The sequence below is a fragment of the Onishia taeanensis genome, from assembly GCF_003268885.1.
Taxonomy (GTDB): Bacteria; Pseudomonadota; Gammaproteobacteria; order Pseudomonadales; family Halomonadaceae; genus Onishia; species Onishia taeanensis_A.
This window is the reverse complement of the sequence record NZ_QLSX01000005.1, coordinates 189,484-203,270: the sequence shown is the minus strand read 5'-3', so window position 1 is coordinate 203,270 and position 13,787 is coordinate 189,484. Positions and strand designations below refer to the sequence as shown.

The 13,787-nt window shown below is 59.8% G+C and carries 12 protein-coding genes and 1 pseudogene; 7 read left to right on the top strand and 6 right to left on the bottom strand.

Annotated features, from left to right (window positions below; genetic code table 11):
* The first annotated feature begins 65 nt into the window (after positions 1 to 65).
* Positions 66 to 1,268 carry a glycosyltransferase gene (locus BCL93_RS08940; RefSeq protein ID WP_112054929.1) on the top strand — a complete coding sequence of 401 codons (1,203 nt, stop codon included), beginning with the start codon at positions 66 to 68 and terminating at the stop codon, positions 1,266 to 1,268.
* Here the strand turns inward: BCL93_RS08940 and arcC are convergent.
* Genes arcC through BCL93_RS08920 form a run of 4 tightly spaced genes read right to left on the bottom strand, consistent with a single transcriptional unit; the run spans position 1,260 to position 5,879 of the window.
* The gene (gene arcC / locus BCL93_RS08935; RefSeq protein WP_112054928.1) at positions 1,260 to 2,165 is read right to left on the bottom strand and encodes a carbamate kinase; all 906 of its coding nucleotides are present in this window, start codon (positions 2,163 to 2,165) and stop codon (positions 1,260 to 1,262) included. The two genes, BCL93_RS08940 and arcC, sit on opposite strands and share 9 nt — an antisense overlap.
* A gap of 1 nt (position 2,166) precedes the next feature.
* Positions 2,167 to 3,168, bottom strand: a complete 1,002-nt coding sequence (argF, locus tag BCL93_RS08930; protein WP_112054927.1) for an ornithine carbamoyltransferase — start codon at positions 3,166 to 3,168, stop codon at positions 2,167 to 2,169.
* 18 nt (positions 3,169 to 3,186) lie between these two features.
* Positions 3,187 to 4,416 (bottom strand): arginine deiminase, encoded by a 1,230-nt coding sequence (locus BCL93_RS08925; RefSeq protein WP_112054926.1) that lies wholly within the window; start codon positions 4,414 to 4,416, stop codon positions 3,187 to 3,189.
* 11 nt (positions 4,417 to 4,427) lie between these two features.
* Positions 4,428 to 5,879: a YfcC family protein gene (locus BCL93_RS08920; RefSeq protein ID WP_220086257.1), complete on the bottom strand. Its 1,452-nt coding sequence runs from the start codon at positions 5,877 to 5,879 to the stop codon at positions 4,428 to 4,430.
* 255 nt (positions 5,880 to 6,134) lie between these two features.
* Here BCL93_RS08920 and BCL93_RS08915 point away from each other — a divergent pair, with 255 nt between their 5' ends.
* From BCL93_RS08915 to BCL93_RS08895, 5 genes and pseudogenes are all read left to right on the top strand, one after another.
* On the top strand, positions 6,135 to 6,581 hold the full coding sequence (locus BCL93_RS08915) for a hypothetical protein (RefSeq protein WP_112054924.1): 447 nt from the start codon (positions 6,135 to 6,137) through the stop codon (positions 6,579 to 6,581).
* Positions 6,582 to 6,677: 96 nt separating this feature from the next.
* Positions 6,678 to 6,920, top strand: a pseudogene (locus tag BCL93_RS17460) (IS481 family transposase); the annotation flags it as partial.
* Positions 6,921 to 7,336: 416 nt separating this feature from the next.
* A complete protein-coding gene (locus tag BCL93_RS08905) occupies positions 7,337 to 7,690 on the top strand; it encodes a hypothetical protein (protein WP_112054923.1) in 354 nt (117 codons plus the stop codon).
* On the top strand, positions 7,659 to 8,678 hold the full coding sequence (locus BCL93_RS08900; protein WP_112054922.1) for an IS30 family transposase: 1,020 nt from the start codon (positions 7,659 to 7,661) through the stop codon (positions 8,676 to 8,678). Before BCL93_RS08905 ends, BCL93_RS08900 begins: the two co-directional genes overlap by 32 nt.
* Positions 8,679 to 8,686: 8 nt before the next feature.
* Positions 8,687 to 9,271 (top strand): potassium channel family protein, encoded by a 585-nt coding sequence (locus tag BCL93_RS08895; RefSeq protein WP_220086255.1) that lies wholly within the window; start codon positions 8,687 to 8,689, stop codon positions 9,269 to 9,271.
* 261 nt (positions 9,272 to 9,532) lie between these two features.
* Here BCL93_RS08895 and BCL93_RS08890 read toward each other — a convergent pair whose 3' ends face one another.
* Entirely contained in the window at positions 9,533 to 9,736 is a 204-nt protein-coding gene (locus BCL93_RS08890) for a hypothetical protein (protein WP_146742475.1), read from the bottom strand.
* Between the two features lie 740 nt (positions 9,737 to 10,476).
* Between BCL93_RS08890 and BCL93_RS08885 the strand changes: the two genes are divergently transcribed.
* Positions 10,477 to 12,678 carry an OsmC domain/YcaO domain-containing protein gene (locus tag BCL93_RS08885; RefSeq protein ID WP_112054919.1) on the top strand — a complete coding sequence of 734 codons (2,202 nt, stop codon included), beginning with the start codon at positions 10,477 to 10,479 and terminating at the stop codon, positions 12,676 to 12,678.
* 122 nt (positions 12,679 to 12,800) lie between these two features.
* Here the strand turns inward: BCL93_RS08885 and BCL93_RS08880 are convergent, their stop codons facing one another.
* Positions 12,801 to 13,700 (bottom strand): LysR family transcriptional regulator, encoded by a 900-nt coding sequence (locus BCL93_RS08880; protein WP_112054918.1) that lies wholly within the window; start codon positions 13,698 to 13,700, stop codon positions 12,801 to 12,803.
* Between the last annotated feature and the right edge of the window lie 87 nt (positions 13,701 to 13,787).

Here is a 13,787-nt window from a genome sequence, read left to right as displayed (position 1 = left end):
CACTGCGCTTGGCTAGCCTGTTGGGACGCATTGCCTCATTGCATTCCACAAGAGCCTGGCGCCGAATGAAAATTCTGATGATCTCGGATGTGTACTTCCCGCGGGTCAATGGTGTATCCACCTCGATCGAGAGCTTTCGGCGGGCGCTGACCCGCCTCGGCCATTCGGTGACGCTGATCTGCCCGGCCTACCCAGTAGGGCATGAAGACGATCCGGGCATTCGTCGCATCCATTCCCGAGGCGTGCTCACTGATCCCGAAGATCGGATGATGCACTACAGGCGCATCCTTGCCCTGGCCCCGGAGTTAGCCGCGCAAGGCTTCGATCTGATCCATGTACACACGCCTTTCGTGGCCCACTATGCGGGCCGAGCGCTGGGTGCTCGGCTCGGGCTGCCGGTCTTCGAGACCTGTCATACCCTGTTCGAGGAATACCTGCATCACTACCTCACCTGGCTGCCCGCGAGCCTTCTGCGCTTCGCGGCGCGGCGAGTGGCGGTGCGGCAGTGCCAGACCGTGGCGGCGCTGATTTCGCCCTCGACGCCAATGCGCGAGGCGCTTGTGCGCTACGGCGTCTCGCGGCCGATTTCGGTGGTAGCGACCGGGCTGCCGGTGGAGGCGTTCGCGGCTGGTGGCGAGGGTCAAGTGAGCGCCGCCGATACCCGCCGAGGCTTCGACATTGATGCCGAAGCGCCGCTTTTGCTGTTCGTCGGCCGGGCGGCCCATGAGAAGAACATCGCTTTCCTGATCGAGATGCTGCCCCGGGTCCTGGCCTGCCATCCTCATGCCACGCTGGTAGTCGCGGGAGAAGGGCCGGCTCGCCAGGCGCTGGCGCGCCAGGCTCGAGCCGCGGGTGTGGAAGCGTCGGTGCGCTTCGTCGGCTATCTCGCGCGTGACGGCGAGCTGCAGGCGTTGTATCGGGCGGCCGACGTCTTCGTGTTCGCCTCGCGCACCGAAACACAGGGCCTGGTGTTGCTGGAGGCGATGGCGTTGGCCACACCGGTGGTCTCGACCGCTGTGATGGGCACCCGAGATGTGCTTTGCGACGGTGAGGGCTGTCTGGTCGCCGAGGACGACGAGTCGGCGTTCGCGGCGACGGTGAATCGACTGCTGGAAGATCCTGCGCTCAGCTCGGAGCTCGCGCAGCGTGCCGTGGTCTATGCCGGGCGGTGGCATGAGGTTGCCCAGGCCACTGCGCTGCTCGAATGCTATCAGTCGCAGCTGGCACCTAAGGAAGAGGTGGCACTGCCGTCGATCGGGTCACCCTGACACCCGAGTGCCCGCCGTGCCCTTCAGGATGGCGACGGCATCGGCAAGTCGGCCAATGCCGCTGATGCCTCCGCTGGCGGCGAAGTCACAGGCGGCCGCAAGCTTCGGGCCCATGGAGCCGGCGGGTACGGTCAGGGCCTGGGCTTCGCGAAGCGTCAGTACCTGCAGCGGGGCGGCAGCGTCAGTACCAAAATCCCGGTAGACGGCCGCTACATCGGTCAGCAGCAGCAGGGCGTCCGCACCAAGCTGGCGCGCCAGCAGGGCGCTGGCGGCGTCCTTGTCGATCACCGCCTCTACCCCGAGAAGGCTACCATCCTCTCGGCGCACGACCGGTATCCCCCCGCCGCCGGTGCAGATCACCACCACATCCTGGGCGAGCAACAGCTCCAGTACCCGTAAATCCGGAATCTCCAGCGGCCTGGGGGAGGCGACGACGCGACGCCATTGGTCACCGTCCTTGGCAATCTGCCAGCCGGCCGCCGCCGCCCGGCGCTCTGCTTCGGCCTGCTCATAGACCGGCCCGACGAACTTGGTGGGCTGGGCAAAGGCCGGGTCATGGGCATCGACCACCACCTGGGTCAGCAGGGTAGCGACCGGCCGGTCGTGCTCGAGCGCGTTCTCCAGTTCCTGCTCGATCATGTAGCCGATCATGCCCTCGGTCTCGGCGCCCAGCACATCCAGCGGATAGGCCTCGTCCGGCTTGTAGGCGGCCCCCTGCAACGCCAATAGGCCCACCTGGGGGCCGTTGCCATGGGTGATCACCAAGCGGTGACCGGCTTGCACGATGTCGGCAAGTGCCCGGGCGGCAACGGTGACGTTAGTACGCTGAGCTGCTGCCGTCAGCGGCTCGCCGCGCTTCAAGAGGGCATTGCCGCCCAAGGCCGCTACGACCAGCATTTTAGCCTCCCAGCGTGGCGACGAGAATCGCCTTGATGGTGTGCAGGCGGTTCTCGGCCTGATCGAAGACAATAGAGGCGGGGCTCTCGAAGACCTCCTCGGTCACTTCCATGGCGGAGATACCAAAGCTTTCCTGCATCTCCTGGCCGATGGTGGTCTCGATGTTGTGAAACGCCGGCAGGCAGTGCATGAAGCGCACTCTGGGATTCCCGGCCTTGGCCATCAGAGTGGCGTTTACCTGATAGGGCATCAGCAGCTTGATGCGCTCAGCCCATTTCTCCTTGGGCTCACCCATGGAGACCCAGACATCGGTGTAGACAAAATCCACCCCGGCAACGGCGGTATCGATATCGTCGCTGATCATGATTCGGGCGCCAGTCAGTGCTGCGAGCGCCTGTGCCTCGTCCTGTACGGCTTGAGTCGGCCAGCAGGCTTGCGGGGCGCACAGGCGTACATCCATCCCCATCTTGGCACCGCCGATCAGCAGGCTGTCGCCCATGTTGTTGGCGGCATCACCGATGAACATGTAGGCCACCTCGCGAAGCGGTTTGTCCACGTGCTCCTGCATGGTCAGGAAATCCGCGAGGATCTGGGTGGGGTGGAACTCGTTGGTCAACCCGTTGTAGACGGGCACGCCCGCATAAGCCGCCAGCTCCTCGACAATGGCCTGCCCAAAGCCGCGATATTCAATGGCATCATAGACTCGGCCCAACACTCGCGCGGTGTCTTTCACCGACTCCTTGTGTCCCAGGTGGTTGCCGGTGGGCCCCAGGTAGGTGACGCGGGCGCCCTGATCGTAGGCCGCTACCTCGAAGCCAACCCGAGTGCGGGTGGAGTCCTTCTCAAATATCAGGGCAATGTCCTTGCCCTTGAGTGTCGGTACCTCGGTGCCGGCATATTTGGCGGCTTTCAGGTCCGCCGACAGCTTGAGCAGAAAGGTGATTTCCTGCGGCGTAAAATGGCGCAGCGTCAGCACATGTCGGTTCTTGAGGTTGAATGCCATGAGGGTACTCCTTGAGGATCAGACAGGGTCGCGGGACGTGGGGCAGCTCATGCAGTGCCCGCCGCCGCGGCCGCGCCCCAGCTCGGCACCCGGAATCGCCAATACTTCGATTCCTGCGGCCTCCAGAGCGGCATTGGTGTCGTCGTTGCGGTCATAGCCCACGACGACGCCGGGGCTCAACGCCAGTACGTTATTGCCGTCGTTCCACTGCTCCCGCTCCCGCTCTTCCGGGCTATCCCCGCCAGTGGGCACTATCTCAAGCGTCGGGTAGCCGAGGATTTCCGCGACCAGGTCAAAGATATGACGCGGGTCCTGATGGAACGCCAACGTCTTGCCGCCTTCACCGGGACGCAGGTCATAACAGACCACAGCATCCGCGACTTCCTTGAAGGTGGTCACCACATTGCCGCCGCAGCAGGTGAACACCGTATCCAGGTGCATGGCCGAGCGGGACTTGGGCAGCTGGCAGGCAATCACTCGATGTACCTGATCGCCGTCGAACAGCGCGTTGGCCAACTGGCCGATGGCCTGGGGGGATGAACGCTCGCCCATGCCCACCAGCACCGTGCCGTTGCCCACCGGCATGATGTCGCCGCCTTCCAGAGTGGCAAGTCCATGGTCGACCAAGGGGTCCCCCCAATGTACTTTCACCTTGCCGGCAAACCTTGGGTGGAAGGTATAAATGGCCGCCATCAGCAGGGTTTCGGGCCGTCGAGCGGCCCAGTACATTGGATTGAGGGTGACGCCACCATAGATCCAGGCGCTGTTATCCCGGGTGAACAGGAGATTGGGCAGCGGCGGCAACACAAAGCCGAAAGGTCCGAGATGATTGCCGAACAGCCCCGACGGATCGAAGGGTAGGTCCGTCACTTCCAGCCCGCCGACCAGAAACTCGGCCAGCGTCTTGCTCGGCAGTTCATCCATCCAGGCGCGCAGATCGGACACCATGCCCACGCCGATGTGGTTCCAGGTGATGCGATGATCCAGCACCCACGCGCGGCCTGCCTTGATATCGAGGATGTCGGCGAGCAGATCGTTGACGTCCAGTACCTCGATGCCTCGGGTTCTCATGATGCTTGCAAAGACGTCATGGTCCTTCTGGGCCTGTTTGACCCAGAACACATCGTCAAACAGCAGGGCATCGCAGTTGGAGGGCGTCAGCCGCCGATGGGCCAGACCCGGTCGGCAGACGATGACTTGGCGCAGGATGCCGGTTTCGGAATGTACGCCTAGGGTGGCCTCAGACATGGGGTAACTCCTTATGAAAGCAGGGCGCCAAGACTGATGACCACGCTGATGAACAGGGTCAGTATCAGCAAAAGCGGCCAAATAAAGGCGAGCCAGCGGTCATAGGACACCCGACCGATGGCCAGGCCCCCGACCACCACCGCGAAGGTGGGGTTGATCAGGTTCACCAGGCCATTGGCGGACTGATAGGCGGTGACCACCAGATCCCGTCCGACATCCGCGAAATCCGCCAGCGGCGCAAGAATCGGCATGGAAAGCACGGCCAGGCCGGAAGAAGAGGGCACAAAGAAGCTCATGCCCACTTCGATCCAGAACATTAGGTTGATGAAAGCGAGTTCTGGCAGGCCGCCCAGTGAGGTTTCGGCACTATGCAGGATGGTGTCGGCAATCATGCCCTGTTCCATGATCACCACGATGCCGCGAGCCAGGCCGACCACCAGGGCTACACCCAGCAGGTCTCGTGCACCGTCGACGAAACTGCTGGTCAGTTTTTTCTCGCCCAGCCGGGCGATGATGCCGATCACGATGGCTGAACCGAAAAACAACGCGCCCATGCGCGCCATCCACCAGCCCTGTGAGGCGACGCCCCAGATCATGACCGCAAAGGTCAGCGCAAAGATCGAAAGCGAAATCATCTGGCTGGTACTGAGCTTCGCGCTTTGCAGCTCGCTATCCTGAGACTTCAGGAACAGCTGACGGTGTGCATCCCACTGCTTTGCCACCACAGAACGGGAGGGGTCAGTCTTGATGCGTGAGGCATAGCGCATCACATAGCCGATACATATCAAAAGACCGCCAATCAGCAGAATAAACCGCAGCACGATGCCATCGGTGAACGGGATATTGGCCGCGTTGGCTGCAATGACCGTGGCAAACGGGTTGATGGTGGAGCCGAGAACACCGATACCGGCACCAATCAAGATAATGGCAACGCCGGTGACGACATCGTACCCAGCTGCCAGTATTACCGGTATCAGGATGGCGTAGAAGGCCAGCGTCTCTTCCGCCATGCCATAGGTCGTGCCGCCCAGGGAAAAAAGCACCATCAGGATAGGAATCATCCATATTTCATGGCCCTTTAGGTGTCGCATGGCGCTGCGAATGCCGGTATCGATGGCCCCGGTCGCATTCATGACACCCAGGAAGCCCCCCAGGAACAACACGAAAAGTGCCACATCGATGGCGTTGGCGGCGTAGCTGTCCGGGTCATAGAAGCCGGCAGTGGGGGCTAACATCACGTCCACAAACCCTTGCGGATGTGGCTCGACTACCTGGTAGGTGCCGGGCACCGCCACCTCACGCCCGATTTCTTCATTCATGACACGATCATATTGACCGGCAGGAATAATCCAGGTCAGCGCAGCGATAACAATGATGAGACCGAAAAGAATGGAATAGGCGGTTGGAAATCGCGAGGCGAGGTCATGTGCTTCGCTATCTGGTTGACTGTCATCATTGTTCATGACGCATCTCCTTTGCATGGCTTATTGCTTCAGTAATACGCCATAAATATTTCATGGTTTTATGCGTGTATGTGCCATTTTAACCAAGTGTTGTGAATTTTCCTGAAGTCAGCATAGCTCATTTATTGACCTGTGGTGTTGTTGGTAGCACATGGTCTAGGCTGTTCATTGCTAATGAAAAAACAATGTCCTCTATCATTGCTGGGGTTGGGCATTTCATCAAAATATCTGAAGTGCTTTTCAAAGGGGGTCGTGATGAATGATAAAGTAGTTTCCTTTATTCGGACGGTGTTCGCGAAATTATTTGCCTTGATATTTTTAGGGCTGGCTATAGCGATTATTATTTCATTGCTGATGTCCGTTGCGAAAGGGTTTTTAGAAGGCACGGAGTTTATGCAGATTTTTTTGAGCAGCGTCAATACGGCAATTATTGCCTTGGCGCTCTTCGAATTGGCGTTAGTTATCAATAGAGAGCACTCAGGCGATGAGCACGAAGAAAACGCTGTCGCAAGCTTAAGGCGGACCATACCTAGATTTATAGGGTTGGTGTGCATTGCGCTTTCGCTTGAGGGGTTGATTATGGTGATCAAGTATAGCCAGCTGGAGTTGGCAGGTAATTTATATTATCCGGTCGCTATAATTGCCAGTACGGCGTTGCTGCTGGCAGCGCTGGCCTTCTTCCTGCACTTAACCGCCAAATAATTAAATGTAGGGTCCCTGATGATCAGATGAGCTATAGAAATTATCCTCTGCTGGTAGCAAGAGAGCTTCTACGGCAATGCATCTGGGAGCAGAGACATGGACATCAAGCTGCATCAGCAAGCCACAACGACTCCGAAGATCCGTGCCGAGATCCCAGGCCGCCCCCGCCAACATCAGCGATAGCAAGCTGGCCCGCCAGTACGGTGTCTGATTCGCCGTTGGCGATACAGAGATGATGTTCATGATCGATCCCATACACGGCACAATCTCTTGGCGACGCTGACGACCGAGCAGGAGGAGGTGCTGATCGCTGCCAATGCCTTCCTGCGCCTCGGCCTGAGGAAGGCTTATCCCTCGGGGTCTCCCATGCTGGCGGGGTGCCGCACCCAATGGAATCAGATGAAGAAGCGAATTATCTAGCAGCAGGGCTTCTCGGTTTGCAAACTGTAGGGCTTGGCCCACAAGGTGGCCTTCACTCGGCCCATCAACGTCGGTGGCTTCCCGTGCGTATCCATACGGCTGCCCTTCTGCTGCATGGATATGGATACAGTGATGCTGGTGGTGGTGGCAAAACGCGCAGGCGCGCGAATCCCGAATAGACTGCGGAGCTATACTTAATGCTTGAATGCGGGGATTGAAGCGGTGCGTTGGAGAACATTGATGAACATGCCAGCGGGTTCACTCAATATCGGAGCATTCCGCCAAATTACTGTTAGGCGGCAGGGCTTCCGGTGTTTCCGAGGCGAAGAGGTCCGATGAACGACGTGAGTAACAGCGAGACGCAAGATAAGGCCGCTTCTGCCGAAGAGGCAGTAAAAGTAAAAAAGGAGCGATACCAGCTACTCCAGCGCCTGGAGGACTTGCTGGAAACGCCGATGCTCATCCTTGCCTTCCTATGGTTGGCGCTGCTAATGGTGGAGTTGATCTGGGGCGAGAGCCTATTGTTCGAGATCGTAGGCACGATCATTTGGGCCATTTTCATTCTCGATTTCGCGGTTAAGTTCGTTTTGGCTCCGCACAAGGTCGGCGGTCTCAATGACCAAGTGCAACACGTAACCCATCAGGTACGGTGTTGCCATGACCTACTGCTACCGCCATCTCACTGCTGAAGACCGAGCTGCCATCATGATGATGCGAACGACTCACTCGATCCGAGCTATCGCCTGTTATCTGGGCCGTGCCCCGAGTACCGTATCGCGTGAAATCGCTCGCCATACGATTGACTCCATCAAAGGCTACGATGCCAGTCTCGCCGGCTACCGGGCCCGCCTAACGCGTCATCGGCCACGTCAGCGCCCCAAGCTGCATCCCGACGGCGAGTTGTTCGAGGTCGTGGTCCATCTGCTGCGCAAGTACTGGTCACCGCAGCAAATAGCCCGCACACTGAAACGCATGTCTCCCAACGATTCACATCGACAAGTTTCTCATGAGGCCATCTACAACGCGCTCTATGTGATGCCCCGTGGCAGCCTCAAAAAAGAGCTCATCGCCTGTTTGCGGCAGGGCAACGGCAAGCGTCGGCCACGCAGCCGTGGCTCAGATCGACGCCAGCAGATTCCCGATCTGGTCAGTATCCACATGCGGCCGCCTGAGATCGAAGACCGCTTGATGCCTGGCCACTGGGAGGGCGACCTCATCATTGGCGCCAACAATCGCTCCGCGGTCGGTACATTGGTGGAGCGCACCACGCGGCTGGTGATCCTGGCGAAGGTGGATGGCACCACGGCTACGGCGGCGGCGGTTGGCTTCAGCGACAAGCTCAATGAAGTGCCTCGATCCCTGCGTCTGTCCATGACGTACGACCAAGGCAGGGAGATGGTTAAACATGCCGAGATCACCCAAAAGACCGGTACGGCCATCTACTTCGCTGACCCGCATAGCCCATGGCAGCGGGGCTCGAATGAGAACACCAACGGGCTGTTACGGCAGTACCTGCCGAAAGGCACAGATCTTTCTGTCTACAGCCAAGAAGAGCTCGACGCGATCGCGGACTCACTAAACACGCGGCCGCGCAAGACACTGGACTGGCGCACGCCACTGGAAGTGTACGCCGAGGTGCTCAAGAAATCGGTCGCCGGTCCCGGCACCCTTCAATAGCGTTGCACTTGGAACTTGAGACCGCCGTCGCTTACTTAAAGCAGAATTGGCTGATTGCTCTTTCGTTACTGATGCCTGCGCTGCGCCTATTCCGTGTCGTCCGGGCGTTTCGACTGCTCCAGCTGGCCCGCGTGGGGCGTGGTTTGCGTTTGTTTCGCGTCGTCAGCTCGCTGAACCGCGGCATGCGTGCGCTGCGAGCGAGCCTGAGTCGGCGGGGTTTCGGCTACGTGATTGCCCTCACGATACTGGTCATGTTCGCCGGCGCGGCCGGAATGTATGCCTTCGAAAGCGGGACACCCGGTGGCATGAAGAGCTACGGTGAGGCGCTGTGGTGGACCGCAATGGTGCTCACAACGATGGGCTCGCAGTACTGGCCGGAGACGGTCGAGGGACGCCTGCTGTGCGTCTTCTTGGCGTTGTATGCCTTCGCCGTTTTCGGCTACGTAACGGCGACGCTTGCAACCTTCTTCGTCGGCCGCGATGCGGAGAATGAAAAAGCCGAGCTGGCAGGGGCCAAACAACTGGCGGCCCTCAGGGAGGAGGTGATCGCCTTGCGCGCGGAAATCCACGAACTACCGCGGCGGATGCCGTAGTTGTGGAGCCTGATACGGTGGAGTGTGGAGTAGAGGCTGGCCACGGAGCTGGCCTCGGCGATGTCCTTCTCAAGCACGGCGTAGAGGTCAAGGCTAACGTCTACTTTAAGCGGACGTCCTGAGGCAAGCCGCCTTTACGTCGAACGTTGGGCGTCGCATGAAGCAGTGCGTTCGCAGGTGAGCTGATCGCGCCAACTACCCCACGAGTGGAGTGGTCTCTGACTCACCTTGGCGCCGCACAGGCTCCTCCTCACGCTACTACTACTTCTTCTTTTGCTGCTTGATCACCCAAACCACCAAGCCGACAACTACGGCCAATACCAGAATGGGTAACCAGTATCCGCCGTTCCCCATCCATCCGGGGCTCCACATGCCGCCATTCATCATGGTTCCGTTCTGCGCCAGAGCGCTACCTGTGGCTAGTAGCGGCGCCAGGCCAGCGCCAACGCTGCGTAGTGTATTCATGAGTTCACCCGCTTGAAGTAGTTGAAGAACCATCGACACTCAAGACTCACGAATGTTGAGGGAGCCGCTTATGGCGCGCACCCACTCATACTCGTGCCATTAGAACTAGATTACTCAGCTAATCTCCCGCTGTCGGTGCGGTAGCGAATATAGCGCCATTGCTCGCATGCCTAGCCCTTCGCTCCACCCGACGCGCTAAGGCCTACTGCCTCCGTATGCGGCTGAGCTCAGACGTTGGGTGTGCCAGTAGGGTGCAATGTCTGTAAAACGGGAAGATGCTCTGAGGATAGCTTATAAAAACGAGCGGTTCTGTTCTTGAGTTCAAGCTCTAAGCGCAGCAATGGGGACGCCTGATGGTGAAGGTGATCCCGGTCCCGGCCGGCGTGTCGTTGGCGATGCTGCTCTCTATGCCGAGAGGCCTGCCGCGGTGCTGTCGAACACCTCCACGCCAACCTCGAGTACGGCGAGGGGAATGGCTAGTGGCTGGACGCAGGTGTCGTGGATGTACTCCATGCGCTGGCCATGGACACGTAGTTGATCACGGTTTACTAGAACTGGGCACAGCCCCAATGTCTTTCCCTGCCAAAGGCGCCATGGCTGGGCTTGTCTGGTCCGCCCTCAACGTGCTCGCACCCAGGCCGGTGATTTTTGGTCAGCGCCCAAGACGAAGGGCGCCAAAAACTGGATAATGGCGGGTTACGCCTTACCGCCTCCCCATCCACATATCCGGTGCTTTTTCCATGGAAATCAAGGTCAACTTCCTCGAAAATCTCAGACTTGAAGCCAAGTTTGACGATTTTACCGTCATCACCGATCAGCCCATCCGATATAAGGGCGATGGGTCGGCGCCGAGTCCGTTCGACTATTTCCTGGCATCCTCGGCGCTCTGCGCGGCCTATTTCGTGCGGTTGTACTGCAAGGCGCGCAACATTCCCACCGAGAACATCCGGCTGTCGCAGAACAACATCGTCGACCCGGAAGACCGCTATAACCAGATCTTCAAGATCCAGGTCGAGCTGCCGGAAGATCTGTCGGCCAAGGATCGCGAGGGCATCCTTCGCTCCATCGAGCGCTGCACGGTCAAGAAGGTGGTGCAGACCGGTCCCGAGTTCCAGATCGAGACGGTCGAGAACCTGGACGAAGACGCCCAGGCGCTGCTGATGGCCGAGCCGCAAGAGGGCGCGAGTACCTGGATCGAGGGCAAGGATCTGCCGCTGGAGCAGACCATCGCCAACATGACGGCGATCTTCGAGGATCTCGGCATGAAGGTCGAGATTGCCTCCTGGCGCAACATCGTGCCCCATGTGTGGTCTCTGCACATTCGCGATGCTGCCTCCCCGATGTGCTTCACCAACGGCAAGGGTTCGACCAAAGAGAGCGCCTTGGCCTCGGCGCTGGGCGAGTTCATCGAGCGGTTGAGCTGTAACTTCTTCTATAACGATCAGTTCTTCGGCGAGGAGATCGCCAACCGCGAGTTCGTTCACTACCCGAACGAGAAGTGGTTCCAGCCGGGCCCGAATGACGAGCTGCCCGATGGCATCCTGGACGCGCACTGCCTTGCGATCTACAACCCGGACGACGAGCTTTGCGGCTCGAACCTGATCGATACCAACTCTGGCAAGGTGGAGCGCGGCATCGTCTCGCTGCCCTTCGTGCGCCAGTCGGACGGCGAGACGGTCTATTTTCCCTCGAACCTGATCGAGAACCTCTTCCTCAGCAACGGCATGAGTGCCGGCAACACCCTCGAGGAAGCCAAGGTGCAGTGCCTGTCCGAGATCTTCGAGCGGGCGGTGAAGCGCGAGATCATCGAGCAGGAGATCGTGCTGCCGGACGTGCCGATGGAGGTGCTGAAGAAGTACCCCGACATCCTCGAAGGCATCGAGGCGCTGGAAGCCCAGGGCTTCCCGGTGCTGGTCAAGGATGCGTCCCTAGGCGGGCGCTTCCCGGTGGCCTGCGTGACCCTGATGAACCCCAAGACCGGCGGCGTTTTCGCCTCCTTCGGTGCGCACCCGAGCTTCGAAGTCGCCCTTGAGCGCAGCCTGACCGAGCTGATGCAGGGCCGCAGCTTCGAAGGTCTGAACGACTTCATGCCGCCGACCTTCAACTCGCTCGCCGTCACCGAGCCCAACAACTTCGTCGAGCACTTCATCGACTCCTCTGGTCTCATCTCCTGGCGCTTCTTCAGCGCGAAGTCGGACGTGGACTTCCGCGAGTGGGACTTCTCGGGCAGCGGTTCCAGCAGTACGGAGGAAGAGGCGGCGACGCTGTTCGGCATGCTCGAGGAGCTGGGCAAGGAAGTCTATGTGGCCGTGTTTGAAGACCTGGGCGCGCCAGTGTGCCGCATCCTGGTGCCGGGCTATTCCGAGGTCTACCCGGTAGAGGATCTGGTGTGGGACAACACCAACAAGGCGCTGTTGTTCCGGGAGGACATTCTCAACATTCACTCGCTGGATGATGACCAGCTGGCCGGCCTGCTCGAGCGCCTCGAAGAGACCCAGATCGATGATCACGAAGACATCATCACCCTGATCGGCATCGAGTTCGATGAGAACACCGTCTGGGGCCAGCTCACCATTCTTGAACTGAAGCTGTTGATCAACCTGGCGCTTGGGCAGCTCGAAGATGCCCTGGACCGGGTCCAGATGTTCCTGCAGTTCAACGACAACACCGTCGAGCGTGGGCTCTTCTTCCAGGCGTTGAATGCGGTGCTCGAGATTGCCCTCGATGATGAGCTCGAGCTGGAAGACTACCTCCATAACTTCTCGCGCATGTTTGGCGAGAACACCATCGGCGCCGTAGTCGATTCCATTAACGGCGATGAGCGCTTCCACGGCCTGACCCCGACCAACATGCAGCTGGAAGGGCTCGAAAAGCACCAGCGGCTGATCGAGAGCTACAAGAAGCTGCATGCCCATCGCGCGGCCCAGGCCGCCAGGCCGTAAGCCGAGCGCCGTTAGCGCTTTGTGTTAGCGCCTGCCGTTGACACAAGCCCCTGACAAGCCCCCGCGCCGGTTCTCCAGTGCGGGGGCTTTTTCGTTCGAGGGCAGCCGCCCTCGCCGGGCGCCTAAGACAGGTCTAGCAGCGGATGGGCCAGCAGCTCCGAGACCACGGCCGGCATGAACTCCCGAGGCAGGGTGATGGCGTAGAAGTTCTCGTACACGTTGGGCAGCCGTTTGAAGCGTGTCAGCCGCCCCAGTTCCAGCTCGTCCTTGACCACCACCTCGGGCAGCACGCTCACGGCGCCGCTGTCCCGGGCCAGCAGGCGCAGCATGGCCATGTCATCGGCCTCGGCGAGAATGTCTGGCCGGTACTGATGCAGGCTGCAATAGCCATCGAAGGCGCGCCGTACCTCATGATGTTCGCCCGGCAGCACCCAGCGCAGGCCATCGTAGCCCTGGGGAAAGGGCAGGGGCGGCTTGGAGTCGGGTGGGCCGATGATGGACAGCGGCTGGCGGGCCAGCAACTGGCTTTGCCAGGCCGCCTGTGGCGAGTCGGAGGGCTGCAACTGGGTGTTGGTCAGCACCAGGTCGAACTCGTGGCGGGCGAGGCCATCGAGCAGGTCGCCCATGCTCCGGGCGTAGAGGCTGAACTGCACCTTTGGCCCGTCCCGGTGCAGCAGTGGGGCGATGAAGCCCTCGATGAAGTTACGCGACATGGTGGAGAGCGTGCCGATGCGGATGTGCTGATGCTCAGGCTCGATGCCCCGGTTGATCAGCGACTCCAACTCCTCGCCCTTGGTAAAGATTACCTCGGCATAGTTGAACACCTGCCGGCCCGCCTCGGTCAGCACCAGGCGGCGGTTGCGTCGCTCGAACAGCGGCTTGTCCATCCTGTCTTCCAGTTTGCGTATCTGTGCCGACAGGGCGCTCTGCGACAGATGCAGCGATTCGGCAACCCGGGTGAGGTTGCCCTCGGCGGCCACGCGCCAAAAGTAATAGAGATGGTGATAGTTCAAGCGGCTCATGTCGTTCTCTTTTGTAGAACAATGCGTCAATTTATATCTATTTTTATTAAAAAACGAGTCACAGGATACTGCTCGCTCCACGGATTT

Coding starts and splice junctions, on each gene's coding strand:
- BCL93_RS08940 (WP_112054929.1), top strand. CDS start 66: ATGAAAATTCTGATGATCTCGGATGTGTACTTCCCGCGGGTCAATGGT.
- arcC (WP_112054928.1), bottom strand. CDS start 2,165: ATGCTGGTCGTAGCGGCCTTGGGCGGCAATGCCCTCTTGAAGCGCGGC.
- argF (WP_112054927.1), bottom strand. CDS start 3,168: ATGGCATTCAACCTCAAGAACCGACATGTGCTGACGCTGCGCCATTTT.
- BCL93_RS08925 (WP_112054926.1), bottom strand. CDS start 4,416: ATGTCTGAGGCCACCCTAGGCGTACATTCCGAAACCGGCATCCTGCGC.
- BCL93_RS08920 (WP_220086257.1), bottom strand. CDS start 5,879: ATGAACAATGATGACAGTCAACCAGATAGCGAAGCACATGACCTCGCC.
- BCL93_RS08915 (WP_112054924.1), top strand. CDS start 6,135: ATGAATGATAAAGTAGTTTCCTTTATTCGGACGGTGTTCGCGAAATTA.
- BCL93_RS08905 (WP_112054923.1), top strand. CDS start 7,337: ATGAACGACGTGAGTAACAGCGAGACGCAAGATAAGGCCGCTTCTGCC.
- BCL93_RS08900 (WP_112054922.1), top strand. CDS start 7,659: ATGACCTACTGCTACCGCCATCTCACTGCTGAAGACCGAGCTGCCATC.
- BCL93_RS08890 (WP_146742475.1), bottom strand. CDS start 9,736: ATGAATACACTACGCAGCGTTGGCGCTGGCCTGGCGCCGCTACTAGCC.
- BCL93_RS08885 (WP_112054919.1), top strand. CDS start 10,477: ATGGAAATCAAGGTCAACTTCCTCGAAAATCTCAGACTTGAAGCCAAG.
- BCL93_RS08880 (WP_112054918.1), bottom strand. CDS start 13,700: ATGAGCCGCTTGAACTATCACCATCTCTATTACTTTTGGCGCGTGGCC.